Origin of the sequence: Erwinia sp. JUb26 (assembly GCF_003751505.1) — a bacterium.
GTDB lineage: Bacteria > Pseudomonadota > Gammaproteobacteria > Enterobacterales > Enterobacteriaceae > Erwinia.
This window is the reverse complement of the sequence record NZ_RJVB01000001.1, coordinates 112719-125259: the sequence shown is the minus strand read 5'-3', so window position 1 is coordinate 125259 and position 12541 is coordinate 112719. Positions and strand designations below refer to the sequence as shown.

Below are 12541 nucleotides of genomic sequence, written 5' to 3'. Positions count from 1 at the left end.
AGCGAAGCTCCCGTTACAGGTGAATATTTACTTAATAGCCAGCGCCGCTTTCATGGTGTAGAACAGATCGGTCTGATCGGTCAGGCCAACCACGTTTGCCGCATGCGGGCCGTAGGCGGCAATACGCAGCTGAGTACCGGTGTGGCCCTGAGAATCCTCTTCTGAGTTGCCGTAGCTGATGGTCATCAGCCCGCCTTCACGGGTATTCAGCGTCTGGGTCAGGCCCGGTGCCTTACTGTCGTTGGCGATAATCTGGCTGGAGTGGGCATGGTCAGCGGTAACAATCACCAGCGTATTGCCGTCTTTTGCCGCGAACTCCAGCGCTTTCTGCACGGCTTCGTCCAGGTCAACGGTTTCACCAATCTGGCCGCACGGGTTCGCCGCGTGATCCTGTTTATCGATCGATGCACCTTCGACCTGCAGGAAGAAGCCCTGCGGCTTGTCTTCCAGCAGCTGAATGGCTTTCTCGGTCATCTGCGCCAGCGTTGGCGTAGAAGCCGGGCGCTCGGCATTCACTTCACAGGTGATCGGCTTGCCATCGAGGTTGCCGTGGTAAGTCGCCTTAGGCCCCTTCCAGCGCACCGGCATATTGCCGTCGGCGAACAGGCCCAGCACCGGCTTGCTGTCGTCGGCCACGGTCAGCGCATTCATGCCGTCAAGATCGTTGACCAGCTGATAGCCGCGCAGTTTAGCCTGCTCCAGCAGAGTTTTGCCCTGCCATTCACCGGCCTTCGCCGATTCACCGAAGGTTTTACCGCCGCCGCCAAGGGTGACGTCGGCACGGGCGTTCAGCAACTGCTCGGCGATCGACCCCTTACCGCCCTTCTCCAGCGCATTGCTCTGGCACAGTTCGCTGGTTTTTTCCGGGCCGTAGCACTTACGTGAGGTGACGTGAGCAATCTGCGCCGCCGGGGTGGCATCTTCCAGCTCGGCGGTGGAGACGTTACCGGTGGCCTTGCCCGCCGCTTTTGCCAGCTCAAGCAGCGATGGATGATCCTTGCCGTTCACATCCACGCCAATCGCGCCGTTATAGGATTTGACGCCGGTTGCCCAGGCGGTAGCGGATGCCGCAGAGTCGGTCACGTAGTCCGGCTTGTGGCTCTTTTTATCCAGCGCGTAGTGGGTGTACTGGCCGGTTAACGGCAGCGCATCGATACCCTTAAAGAAACCGCCCGCGCCTTCGGCATAGTTACGCGCGGCGGTAATTTCAGAATCACCCATGCCATCACCGATCAGCAAAATTACGTTTTTAGCGGTTTTATTGGTTAACGAGGCTTTAATCGCCTCGGTCTGATCGCCGGTCAGGCGACGCGCGCCGCCCGGTTCGGTGATATCGCCCTGCGCGGCACGATTCCATGTGGCCAGGTCCGCCGTCGCGGTGGTGCAGACCAGCGCGGTCAGCAGCGAGAGGGCAAAGGCTTTCTGTTTCATTGTTACGATCTCCATGAATAAGTTTTGCTAAAGATTTCAGGGAGTCAGTCTGCGATACAAAAATGTCAGTTTTGTGTCCGTCAGATGACGGTAAAATGACAAAGGCACTGCTTAGCGTCATTCGCTCCCCAGCTGCTCAGGAGTTAACCGAACGGAAGCAAAGGGAAAAATACTGCTTGACCGGTCACAGCTGACTGCCTATAGTAGCGCCCCGTTACCCCCTGCGGGTGATGAGAATGACAATATGGTGAGGTGTCCGAGTGGCTGAAGGAGCACGCCTGGAAAGTGTGTATACGGCAACGTATCGAGGGTTCGAACCCCTCTCTCACCACCATATTTAAAGAGAAAGCCTGAGCGAAAGTTCAGGCTTTTTTTTATGCATAATTCCCGGAGAGAGGGGTGAGAAGCCTCGACAGGGTTCGACAAAACGGCAGGATTGACGTTTTGCACAGCCGCAGGCTGCCCGAAGGGCGAGGCACAGGGAAGTGCCTCGTGATCCCCCTCTCTCACCACCATATTTAAAGAGAAAGCCTGAGCGAAAGTTCAGGCTTTTTTTTATGCATAATTCCCGGAGAGAGGGGTGAGAAGCCTCGACAGGGTTCGACAAAACGGCAGGATTGACGTTTTGCACAGCCGCAGGCTACCCGAAGGGCGAGGCACAGGGAAGTGCCTCGTGATCCCCCTCTCTCACCACCATATTTAAAGAGAAAGCCTGAGCGAAAGTTCAGGCTTTTTTTTGCGTATTTAAATTGAAGCCTGAGCGAAAGTTCAGGCTTTTTTTTGCCTGTTCCACCCGAACCAGGGACGCTTCTGCACCCGGCCCTGCGCGCTGAAGCGATGATTCGCCGCATTGGCCAGAATATCCAGCGACAGGCAAAAGACAAAGTAAACCAGCGCAACAAACAGGAAAACCTCCATCGGATAAACCATGCTGCGGTTGTTCACCTGGGTCGCCAGAAAAGTCAGTTCGCCAACGCCAACGATATAGGCCAGCGACGTATCTTTAATCAGCGAGATCCACTGGTTAATAAAGGACGGCACCATCATCCGTAGCGCCTGCGGCAGGACGATCGTCAGCAGCGTCTGCCAGCGGGTCAATCCCAGAGAAAGGCCTGCCTGCCACTGCCCGGCCGGGATCGCCGCGATACCCGCTTTCACCGCATGCGCCAGATAGGCCGAGGCGATCAGCGCCAGCGCGCACACCACCGTGGTGATTTCCGGGATCTCAACGCCGAACACCATCGGCAGCAGGAAGTAGGTCCAGAAGATCAGCATAATCACCGGGATCGCGCGGAAGAAGCCCAGCACCGCCGCCAGCAACCCGGCGGCCACGCCGCGCGACATCGCCAGCGCCACGCCGAGCACCGTACCCAGCACCGCTGACGCCACACCGGCCATCAGGCTAATCGCCAGGGTCAGCGCCGCACCGCCCAGCGGCCCGTCCGGCCAGGTGCCCCACAGCATATAGCCCAGATTATCGTGGATAATGGTGAAATCCATCTCAGTGCCCCTCCAGCGGTTTACGCTGCTGTCGCCACATGCCCCAGCCTTCCAGCACGGCGATAATGGCGATATAAAGAACCGTCGCCACGCCGAACGCCTGGAAAGTACGCAGGGTTTCGGTTTCCACCTGGCGGGAGGCATAGGACAGCTCGGCCACGCCAATCGCCATGGTCAGCGAAGAGTTCTTGATCACATTCATGTACTGGCCCAGCAGCGGCGGCAGCGCAATTTTCAGCGCCTGCGGCAGTACCACAAAGCGCATCGCCTGCCAGCCGGTCAGCCCCATCGCCAGCGCGGCAGCCTTCTGCCCGGTCGCGACGCCGCGAATTCCGGAACGGATCTCTTCGGCGATAAAGGCGGAGGAATAAACGGTCAGGCCGAAGAAACCGGCAAGAAACTCAAACGAAGGCCAGCTAAACGGACCTGCCTGATGGGGGGTGTTGAGCCAGTCCATCGCCGCCCCCGGCAGGATCTGCCCGGCGGCAAAGTACCAGAAGAACAGCTGCACCAGTAGCGGAGTATTGCGAAAAAGCGCGCTATAGCCCGTTGCCAGCCAGCGCAGCGGAATGAGGCTGCTGTCGCGCATGGCGGCCAGCACAAAACCCAGCAGCGTGGCGGCCACGCCCGCGCAGGCGGAGAGCCACAGGGTCAGCAAAAAACCGTGCCACAGCCAGTTGAGGTACTCGGGTGCCATCAGCCAGTCCAGGTTCATGATCTGTCCTTGTTTTATAAAATGCATCAGGGGCGCAGCAAGCTGCGCCCCTCTTATCCGTTACCTGCGAACCGTGCGTCAGGCTTTCGGCTGCTGGTCCAGCGGCCCGATTTTGAACTCACCGCGCGGCTGTGCGGCGTTGGTTTGCGGCCCAAACCAGCGGTCATAAATCTTCACCGCCTCGCCGTCTTTTTCCAGCTTGATCAGCGTATCGTTCACCGCATCGGTCAGGCGATCTTCACCCTTCGGAATGCCAACGCCCTGGTACTCTTTGGTCAGGCTGAACGGTGAAATTTCAAACTCCGCCTTCTGCGCCGCCGGCAGGTTGCCGAGCAGACCGACCAGTTTGGCATCATCCTGAGTAATCGCCTGCACGTTGCGGTTGCGCAGCGCCACAAAGGCCAGCGGGGTGTCATCGTAGGAGATCACTTTGGCGGTCGGATAGCGCTCACGCAGGGTAATCTCCTGCACCGTGCCTTTGTCCGCGCCGATGCGCAGGGTTTTGATGTCGTCCGGGGTTTTCAGCACGCCTTTACGGGCGATAAATTTCTGACCGGTGGCGAAGTACGGCACGCTGAAATTCACCTCTTTGGCGCGCTCGTCGGTGATGGTGAAGTTAGCGGCGATCAGATCCACCTTCTTCGAAACCAGCAGCGGAATACGGTTAGCCGGGTTGGTCGCGCGGAGCTCCACTTTCACGCCCAGCGCCTTGCCGATGGCATCGGCGAAATCCACATCATAGCCCACCAGCTTTTTGCTTTGCGGATCGATGTAGCCGAACGGCGGGTTGCTGTCGAACACGGCAATGCGCACCACGCCGGCCTGCTTGATATCATCAAGCTTGTCGGCCTGGGCGGCACCGGCAGCAAGGCCGGTCAGACTGGCGAGCAACGTTAAGACCAAAGCGCGATGTTTCATTGAAAGCTCCTGAATGGTTGAAGTCCTGCACGCAGATAAGCTAACAAGGGCCACTCGGCTCAGGAAATAATATAAAGGACTATATTTATGTTTTTTATCTATTTGTAATGTCTGGACATATTATGCCCATCATGATGCCGAGCCGATGGCATTCCATCCGAAGACGACAAGGATAAAAATGTGATCCCAGGCACAAACTGGCTACCTGTGCACCCGAGCGTCAGTTATCTTCGCGTTTTTATTCATTACCCAGGTTGATTATTGATGAACAGCACAACACAGATTTTAAAAAGCCACCGCAGCGATCGTAGCTACCTGACGAAGCCCATCGACGACCGCATTCTTGATGACATTATCGAATGCGCGTGGCTGGCCCCGACCTCGGTTAACTCCCAGCAGGTATCCGTGGTGGTGACACGCGATCCCGCCGCACGTGCGCGCATTGCCGAACTGGCCGGTGGACAGAAATGGATCGCCCAGGCACCGGTGTTTATCACCTTCGTGTTGGATATGCATAAAAGCCAGCTGGCGATTGCCGCCGAAGGCAAAGAACAGATCGCCCACCAGAGCCTGGAAAGCCTTGTTGCCGGTGCCACCGACGTGGGTATCGCACTGGAAGCGGTAATGACCGCCGCCCGTTCCCACGGCCTGGGCGTGGTGCCAATTGGCGGGATTCGCCGCGATCCAACGGCGCTGATTGAGCTGCTGCAGCTGCCGGAACTGACCTTCCCGGTGGCGGGCGTGGTTCTGGGGTATGTCGATGAGCAGGCCCCGCAGAAACCGCGTATGCCGATGGCGGGCTTCCGTCATGAAGAACATTACCGACAGGATGTGCTGCCTGAAACCATCCGTAGCTACAACCAGACAATGGTGAAACACTGGCAGCAGACCGGCCGCACCGACGGCGATAACTGGGGTAATAACACCGCCAGCTACTACCAGCATATCTATTTCCCTGCCGTGCAACCCGCTATTCTGCGCCAGGGCTTTGGCATCGACAAATAAGCAAAAAAAAGCCCGGCCGAAGCCGGGCTTTTCGCGTTTGAATCAAATTAACCGTAGGCTAACAGCGTACGCTGGCACAGCTGAGAACGTACGCAGTCTTCGGCGGTAAACCGCACTACCCCAATCATCTCATCTTCCTCAAAGCGCGCCATGGCATCGCTGAGGCCGGACTTGACGTGGGCAGGCAGGTCGCACTGGGTAATATCGCCGTTGACGATCACGGTGACGTTTTCCCCAAGGCGGGTCAGGAACATTTTCATCTGTGCGGCGGTGACGTTTTGCGCCTCATCGAGGATCACCACGGCATTTTCAAAGGTACGGCCACGCATATAGGCAAAGGGAGCAATCTCTACTTTACCGATTTCGGGACGCAGACAGTACTGCATAAAGGAAGAGCCGAGACGTTTAACCAGAACGTCATAGACCGGGCGGAAATACGGGGCGAATTTTTCTGAGATATCCCCGGGTAGGAATCCCAGATCCTCATCCGCCTGTAACACCGGTCGGGTCACGATGATCCTTTCCACGTCCTTATGAATCAGAGCCTCCGCCGCTTTCGCGGCACTAATCCAGGTTTTACCACACCCGGCTTCACCGGTAGCAAAGATCAGTTGTTTGGTTTCTATGGCGTTGAGATAGTGCGCCTGAGCTTCATTTCTGGCGGCAATCGGAGAATGGTCACGGGTATCACGCGCCATGCCAATTGCATCCAGTCCACCCATTTGCACCAGCGAGGTGACCGATTCTTCTTCACGCTGACGGTGGCTGCGCGAGTCGCTACGAAGCACACGTTTTGCTTCACGACGAGCTTTGATCACTGCTTTCTGTCTTCCCATAGTGGCACCTTACAGTTGGTTTCATTTCCCGCATCAGGATGGCGATGCGATTACGTGAACGCTTTAGAGGTTTTGGCTTCCTTTTAAGCCGTGTCTGGCCGTTGCAACAGATGCAAAGCCGCGCCGGGGCGCAGAGTGCACCGGAAAGCAATTAACAGGGTTGATGGAGCGATAAATTGTTAAAGAAGAGAATGCTGTAGAGGAAATGATGTCCTCGCGTGTGACGGCGATGGTCGACTTTCTGTTTACGGGTCCGTTAAAGGACTTGGGCATTCGCTATCTCCATAGTGGGATACTTAATGCGAAAAGTTACTGCAATTTCATTCCAGCATATTGGTGAGAAATTGCAACATATTTTTTACTGTTATTATTTGTCAGAAATAAATCCCATAAAATACATAATGTTAAATTAATTACTTATTTAACATTACTGTCATAATTAAATTATATGGTGCGTTTTTTAATCAACCAGAAGACAGGAAAATGCAGCAGAGAACGGCGGACTACTTAAAACGGAATAGCGGGCGCACGGCACCCGCTATTATTTATCAGGCCTCAAGCAGGCCCTGAGCAAGATAGTGTTGGGCATCCACCACGCCCGGAAGCACAAAGAAATATCCCCCGCCGATCGGCTTGATATACTCCTCCAGCGCTTCGCCGTCCAAACGCTTTTGTACGGTCAGGAAGCCTTTTTCTAAATCGTGCTGATAGCAGACAAACAGCAGCCCCATTTCCAGCTGGCCGGATTTAGACACGCCGAGCGAATAGCTGTAACCCCGTCGCAGCATCAAATTACTTTGCGTTTCCGCCGTGCGCGGGTTCGCCAGGCGAATATGCGCATCCAGCGGCGTGATATTCCCGTCCGGATCGCTGACGTAGTCCGGCACATCGTGCTCGTTTTCCATCCCCAGTGGCGCGCCGCTGTGCTTCACGCGGCCAAAAATGGTCTGCTGCTCGCCCAGCGGCGTTCGGTCCCAGAACTCCACGTGGAACTGAATGATACGCGCGGCCTGATAGCTGCCGTTCAGCGCCCAGGCGGGTTCGCCCTGCTCCTTGCTCACCCACAGGATGTTATCCATCAGCGACGTATCGGCGGTATCCGGGTTGGCCGTGCCGTCCTTGAAGCCCAGCAGGTTAATCGGCGTCTCTTTGCCTTTGCTGCGCGCGGCGTGATCGGAGATAAAACCTTCACGACGCCAGCGCACGCTCAGCAGATCCGGCGAGTGCTTGATAATATCGCGCAGCGCGTGGATTGCCGTGTCGTTGGTATTGGCGCAGATTTGCAGCAGCAGATCGCCGTGGCACAGGCTGGCATCAAGCGCATCATTGGGAAAACGGGTCATCCGCTGCAGCTTCAGCGGCTTGTGCGCCTGCAGGCCGAAACGCTCATCAAACAGCGACGCGCCCACCGACACGGTGATGGTCAGGTTATCGGGATAGATATCATCACCGAGAATACCGGAGTCCATCGGCGGCAGCTGCGGGTTGGTCACCAGCGGCGCCTTCCCCCCGGCGGTCAGAAACGCAATGCGGTCGGTCAGCAGCTTAAAGAGGCGCACCAGATCGTTTCTATCCGCGGCCAGCACGTCAAACGACACCAGCATCATCGCCGCCTGCTGCGGCGTGACGATGCCGGACTGGCGCAGGCCATAAAACGGCTGGCTTTCGCTGCGGGCGGAAGGGGAAACGGTGCCCGGTGACGAGACTTTCCCGTCACCGGCCGCATGGACCGGACAGCCGCCGGTCACGGCAAGGGCACCGCCAAGGATGCCCACGCCTTTCAACAAACGACGACGTGAACTTGACGCCACGTCATCAACGGGTTTTGCCATATCTGATTAATCCAGGCCCAGCGTTCCACGCAGCAGGGAAAGGTCTTCGGCCAGCGCCGTAATCGGGCCTTTCAGAGCGTTGCGGTCAGCATCGGTCAATTTTTCGTAAGATTCATAGCCGTCTTTGGTCCGGTACTTCGCCAGAATGGTATCCACTTTTTTGAAGTTACCGTCCACTTTCGCCAGCAGTTCCGGATTGGCCTTCTGCAGCAGCGGACGCAGCAGGTTCACAATTTTCTGCGCGCCGTCAACGTTCGCCTGGAAGTCCCACAGGTCAGTACGGCTGTAGCGATCTTCTTCACCGGAGATTTTGCTGGAAGCGACTTCCTCAATCAGACCTGCCGCGCCGCCAACCACTTTGCCCGGAGGGAAAGCCAGTTCACTGATGCGGGTTTGCAGATCCAGCACATCTTTGTACAGCTGGTCGGCAAATTTATCCATACCTTTCGTAGTGTTATCGGCAAATAGGACTTTTTCCAGACGGTGGAAACCGGTGAAGTGCGGATCTTCTGCTTTCTTCTCGAAGTCGTCCTCACGGGCATCGATGGCACCGTCAAGATCGGAGAACAGTTCGGCGATGGGTTCAATGCGCTCATAGTGCTGGCGGGTTGGCGCAAACAGCGCTTTGGCTTTTTCCAGATCCCCGGCTTTCACCGCATCGGTAAAGGCTTTGGTTCCGGCAACCAGCTGCTCCACTTCTTTGGTGACATACACTTTGTACTCGGCAATCGGTCCAACCAGCTGCAGCACGTCCGGCTTGCCGTCGTTCACTTTGCTGCCGTTGGCTTTCACAATCAGCTTGCCTTTCGGGTTGCTCAGCAGGCCGCAGGTAATATCGTATTCCCCGGCTTCCAGATTGGCCGTCAGCTTCTGGGTAAAGGATGGGGCGATATTTTCACGCTCTTCCACCACCATCACCCCTTTCAGGATCTCCCACTCAAGCGCTTTCTGGCTGTCGTTCTTGATGATGAACTGGGTTTTACCGGCATCCACCGTCAGGGTCATCGGTTCGCACTGCTTGTCGTTAACGCTGACCTTAACCTGCGGAATATCAGCAGCCAGCGCCGCCCCGGAAGAGGTCAGGACGGCCAGCAGAGCGGCATTCAGTGCGTGGCGGCGAAAGTGTGTAGTCATAGTGTAATCCCTGTCAAAGAGTTGAACCGGCAGGCGGCTGCCTGCCCGGTCAGTTTCAGCGCGTGCTGCGCGCCGCAGAGGTGGATACGCGTGCCGGCAGCATAAACAGCAGCAGCGCAGGAATCAGATAAATCAGCCAGACCGCCACTTCGCTGACGCTCGGGGCTTCCTGGTAGCCAAGCATGCCTTCCATCAACGTACCAAAGACGCTGTGGGTGGAGAGCACATGGCTAAAATCGAACGCGACATCCTGGAAATGGTTCCACAGCCCCGCTTCGTGGAAAGCGCGGATCGCTCCTGCCGCCAGGCCTGCGGCAACAAAAATAATGAACAGGCTGGTCCACTTAAAGAAGCTGGCCAGGTTGAGGCGCACGCCGCCCCAGTAGATCAGCATACCCAGCACCACCGCCGTGCCCAGGCCGAGCATCGCGCCCAGCGGCGGCCCGTAGCCCACGTCCTGCTGGAAGGCGGCCAGCAGGAAAAACACCGACTCCAGCCCCTCACGGGCGACGGCGAGAAACACCATCATCACCAGCGCCCAGCCGCTGCTGTTGCCCTTCTGCAACGCGTTGTCCACCGCATCTTCCAACTGGGCCTTCACGTTGCGCGACACTTTGCGCATCCAGAACACCATCCAGGTGAGGATCACCACGGCGATGACCGCCACCAGCCCTTCAAACAGCTCCTGCTGCTTCTGCGGGAATTCGCCGGTGGTTTCATTGATGAACCAGCCGAGCGCAAGGCACAGCGCAGCGGCGATAACAACGCCAGCCCACATGGCGCCAAACCACTGACTGCGCTGGGTGCGCTTCAGGTAGCTGGCAATCAGGCTGACAATCAGCGCCGCCTCCAGCCCTTCGCGCAACATAATCAGAAAAGGTACAAACATGCCAACACCCTCAAAAGTGTTAAATACGGTCAAGTGCGGTAAAGATAAGTAAAATACAAACGATATCGATTATCATTATCGGACAAGGAATTACAAGCGTTTCAGGTGAAATATTGCGGTTTTGCGAGCGGGAATTCTTTAAGAAAATGTAACGGTGGGAAACTTGTTTCGTTCAACCTGAAAAGAGGATTGCTGAAAGGTGTGATGGGTAAATCTGGCTACTGACAGCGTTGAACAACTCAACGGACACGCATCCGGGATTGGGCAGCGATGCGCTGGCTTTTGGGCCATATTTACCGTCGGGGAGTTTATGGCAAAAAAAGGTTCCCCTTATTGGGGAACCCTGTCAGCAGGAACAGAGCCATTCCGCTGCCTGGCGGGACGGCTCAGGCCGTTATCAGCTGCGGTATTCCGCTTCGGCCGCATCAAAGCGCTTCTGGGCGGCAGCCGACGGGGCTTTGCCCAGCAGGCTGAAGACCACAATGGCAATACTGGCGAACAGGAAGCCAGGAATGATTTCGTACAGCTCCGCATAGCCGTAGTCTTTCCACAGCAGCACGGTCGCGGCACCGACGATCATCCCCGCCAGCGCACCGTTGCGGGTCATACGACGCCAGATCAGAGAGAACAGTACCACCGGTCCAAACGCGGCACCGAAGCCCGCCCAGGCATAGCTGACCAGGCCCAGTACGCGGTTATTCGGGTTAGCGGCCAGAGCGATAGCCACAACCGCCACCAGCAGCACCATCAGGCGCCCTACCCACACCAGTTCTTTCTGGCTGGCGCTTTTGCGCAGGAAGTTCTTATACAGGTCTTCGGTCAGCGCGCTGGAGCAGACCAGCAGCTGGCAGCTGAGGGTCGACATTACCGCGGCCAGAATCGCCGACAGCAGAATTCCGGCAATCCACGGGTTAAACAGAATACGCGCCAGCTCAATAAAGATACGTTCGCCGTTTTCGTTAACCCCGGCAGCCAGCTCCGGATGATTCTGGAAGAACGCAATACCGAAGAAGCCGACCGCGACCGCACCCGCCAGGCACAGGATCATCCAGGCCATACCGATGCGGCGGGCAGTGCGGATTGAACGGTGGGAATCGGCCGCCATAAAGCGGGCAAGAATGTGCGGCTGACCGAAATAGCCCAGGCCCCAGCCCAGCAGCGAAATCACCGCTACAAAGTTGAGGTTCTTCAGCATATCGATGTTTTCGATACTCTTGGCTTCAATCACCTGCAGGGAATCACTCAGCCCGCCGACCGCCATAATGACGATCACCGGCGTCAGGATCAGCGCAAAAATCATCAGGCTGGCCTGCACGGTATCGGTCCAGCTCACCGCCAGGAATCCACCAATAAAGGTGTAGGCAATGGTGGCAGCAGCACCGGCCCAAAGCGCGGTTTCGTAGCTCATGCCAAAAGTGCTTTCAAACAGGCGAGCACCGGCAACAATGCCCGAGGCACAGTAAATGGTGAAGAAGATCAGGATAACCAGCGCGGAGATCACCCGCAGCAGCTTACTGGTGTCTTCAAAACGGCTGGAGAAGAAGTCTGGCAGGGTCAGGGCGTTGTCGTGATGCTCGGTCTGCACGCGCAGACGTCCGGCGACAATCTTCCAGTTCAGCCAGGCTCCCAGCGTCAGCCCGATGGCGATCCAGCTCTCAGAGATACCGGAGATGAAAATCGCGCCCGGCAGGCCCATCAGTAGCCAGCCGCTCATATCGGACGCTCCGGCGGAAAGCGCGGTGACCACGCTGCCGAGGCTGCGTCCGCCCAGAATATAGTCGTCAAAGTTTTTTGTTGAACGGTAGGCAAAAAATCCGATCAGCACCATGCCGAAAATATAAACACAAAAGGTCACCATCATCGGTGTACTTACAGTCATTCAGGTTCTCCACTTATTATTCGAATCCGCAGCCTGTATTGCTGCATCGCGCCTGCTGCCGGAACGGAGCAACAACGACGGCGCAAGGGATGGCTTCCTGCCGGGGGCGGTATCCTGCCGCAATCGGCTTTTTCACACAATCGATTTAACACACTTCACACAGCCATTTCACCCGGTAGTAACCAGCAAATGTCAGCAGGTTGCACTGCATCACATTTAACCGGGTTGCACCTGTGCAACAACCGCATAAAACCCAGGGATTTCGCGACATACATACCTGGCGGGATTCTTGCAGCAATAACCATGCCGCTTTTTTTAGCGTTAACAAAAGACCGATTTTAAAGAGTGAGGAAAAGGTCACATTTAACGAGGTTGCACAAAGTTGCAACATCAGTGATATTG

Annotated in this window: 10 protein-coding genes and 1 tRNA gene; 2 read left to right on the top strand and 9 right to left on the bottom strand. The window is 56.5% G+C overall.

From position 1 onward, the window contains the following. Nucleotides 1–27 precede the first annotated feature (27 nt). A complete protein-coding gene (gene phoA, locus EC836_RS00555) occupies nucleotides 28–1431 on the bottom strand; it encodes an alkaline phosphatase (RefSeq protein WP_123329090.1) in 1404 nt (467 codons plus the stop codon). Nucleotides 1432–1677: 246 nt separating this feature from the next. On the opposite strand from phoA, the gene EC836_RS00550 reads away from it, so the two are divergent. After that, nucleotides 1678–1765 (top strand) — tRNA-Ser (locus EC836_RS00550). A 434-nt stretch (nucleotides 1766–2199) separates the two neighbouring features. On the opposite strand, the gene EC836_RS00545 is transcribed toward EC836_RS00550, so the two are convergent. The 3 genes from EC836_RS00545 to EC836_RS00535 all read right to left on the bottom strand — a co-directional run bounded on the left by EC836_RS00545 (nucleotide 2200) and on the right by EC836_RS00535 (nucleotide 4564). Beyond that, the gene (locus EC836_RS00545) at nucleotides 2200–2931 is read right to left on the bottom strand and encodes an amino acid ABC transporter permease (RefSeq protein ID WP_123329088.1); all 732 of its coding nucleotides are present in this window, start codon (nucleotides 2929–2931) and stop codon (nucleotides 2200–2202) included. A 1-nt stretch (nucleotide 2932) separates the two neighbouring features. Continuing rightward, nucleotides 2933–3646 (bottom strand): amino acid ABC transporter permease, encoded by a 714-nt coding sequence (locus EC836_RS00540; RefSeq protein WP_123329086.1) that lies wholly within the window; start codon nucleotides 3644–3646, stop codon nucleotides 2933–2935. 78 nt (nucleotides 3647–3724) lie between these two features. Further along, complete coding sequence (locus tag EC836_RS00535) at nucleotides 3725–4564, bottom strand: ABC transporter substrate-binding protein (RefSeq protein WP_123329084.1); 840 nt, start codon at nucleotides 4562–4564, stop codon at nucleotides 3725–3727. A 264-nt stretch (nucleotides 4565–4828) separates the two neighbouring features. On the opposite strand from EC836_RS00535, the gene EC836_RS00530 reads away from it, so the two are divergent. Next, nucleotides 4829–5569: a nitroreductase family protein gene (locus tag EC836_RS00530; protein ID WP_123329082.1), complete on the top strand. Its 741-nt coding sequence runs from the start codon at nucleotides 4829–4831 to the stop codon at nucleotides 5567–5569. A gap of 47 nt (nucleotides 5570–5616) precedes the next feature. On the opposite strand, the gene phoH is transcribed toward EC836_RS00530, so the two are convergent. From phoH to putP, 5 genes are all read right to left on the bottom strand, one after another. After that, nucleotides 5617–6405: a phosphate starvation-inducible protein PhoH gene (gene phoH, locus EC836_RS00525; RefSeq protein ID WP_123329080.1), complete on the bottom strand. Its 789-nt coding sequence runs from the start codon at nucleotides 6403–6405 to the stop codon at nucleotides 5617–5619. Between the two features lie 548 nt (nucleotides 6406–6953). Next, nucleotides 6954–8237 carry an iron uptake transporter deferrochelatase/peroxidase subunit gene (gene efeB, locus EC836_RS00520; RefSeq protein ID WP_123329078.1) on the bottom strand — a complete coding sequence of 428 codons (1284 nt, stop codon included), beginning with the start codon at nucleotides 8235–8237 and terminating at the stop codon, nucleotides 6954–6956. 6 nt (nucleotides 8238–8243) lie between these two features. After that, a complete protein-coding gene (efeO, locus tag EC836_RS00515; RefSeq protein ID WP_123329076.1) occupies nucleotides 8244–9371 on the bottom strand; it encodes an iron uptake system protein EfeO in 1128 nt (375 codons plus the stop codon). 55 nt (nucleotides 9372–9426) lie between these two features. Beyond that, entirely contained in the window at nucleotides 9427–10260 is an 834-nt protein-coding gene (gene efeU, locus EC836_RS00510; protein ID WP_123329074.1) for an iron uptake transporter permease EfeU, read from the bottom strand. A 397-nt stretch (nucleotides 10261–10657) separates the two neighbouring features. Then, nucleotides 10658–12139 (bottom strand): sodium/proline symporter PutP, encoded by a 1482-nt coding sequence (gene putP / locus EC836_RS00505; protein WP_123329072.1) that lies wholly within the window; start codon nucleotides 12137–12139, stop codon nucleotides 10658–10660. Between the last annotated feature and the right edge of the window lie 402 nt (nucleotides 12140–12541).

Excerpts from the sequence above, each read along its gene's own strand:
- EC836_RS00530 (WP_123329082.1), top strand. The coding sequence starts at position 4,829 with ATGAACAGCACAACACAGATTTTAAAAAGCCACCGCAGCGATCGTAGC.
- putP (WP_123329072.1), bottom strand. The coding sequence starts at position 12,139 with ATGACTGTAAGTACACCGATGATGGTGACCTTTTGTGTTTATATTTTC.
- EC836_RS00535 (WP_123329084.1), bottom strand. The coding sequence starts at position 4,564 with ATGAAACATCGCGCTTTGGTCTTAACGTTGCTCGCCAGTCTGACCGGC.
- phoA (WP_123329090.1), bottom strand. The coding sequence starts at position 1,431 with ATGAAACAGAAAGCCTTTGCCCTCTCGCTGCTGACCGCGCTGGTCTGC.
- efeB (WP_123329078.1), bottom strand. The coding sequence starts at position 8,237 with ATGGCAAAACCCGTTGATGACGTGGCGTCAAGTTCACGTCGTCGTTTG.
- efeO (WP_123329076.1), bottom strand. The coding sequence starts at position 9,371 with ATGACTACACACTTTCGCCGCCACGCACTGAATGCCGCTCTGCTGGCC.
- EC836_RS00545 (WP_123329088.1), bottom strand. The coding sequence starts at position 2,931 with ATGGATTTCACCATTATCCACGATAATCTGGGCTATATGCTGTGGGGC.
- phoH (WP_123329080.1), bottom strand. The coding sequence starts at position 6,405 with ATGGGAAGACAGAAAGCAGTGATCAAAGCTCGTCGTGAAGCAAAACGT.
- efeU (WP_123329074.1), bottom strand. The coding sequence starts at position 10,260 with ATGTTTGTACCTTTTCTGATTATGTTGCGCGAAGGGCTGGAGGCGGCG.
- EC836_RS00540 (WP_123329086.1), bottom strand. The coding sequence starts at position 3,646 with ATGAACCTGGACTGGCTGATGGCACCCGAGTACCTCAACTGGCTGTGG.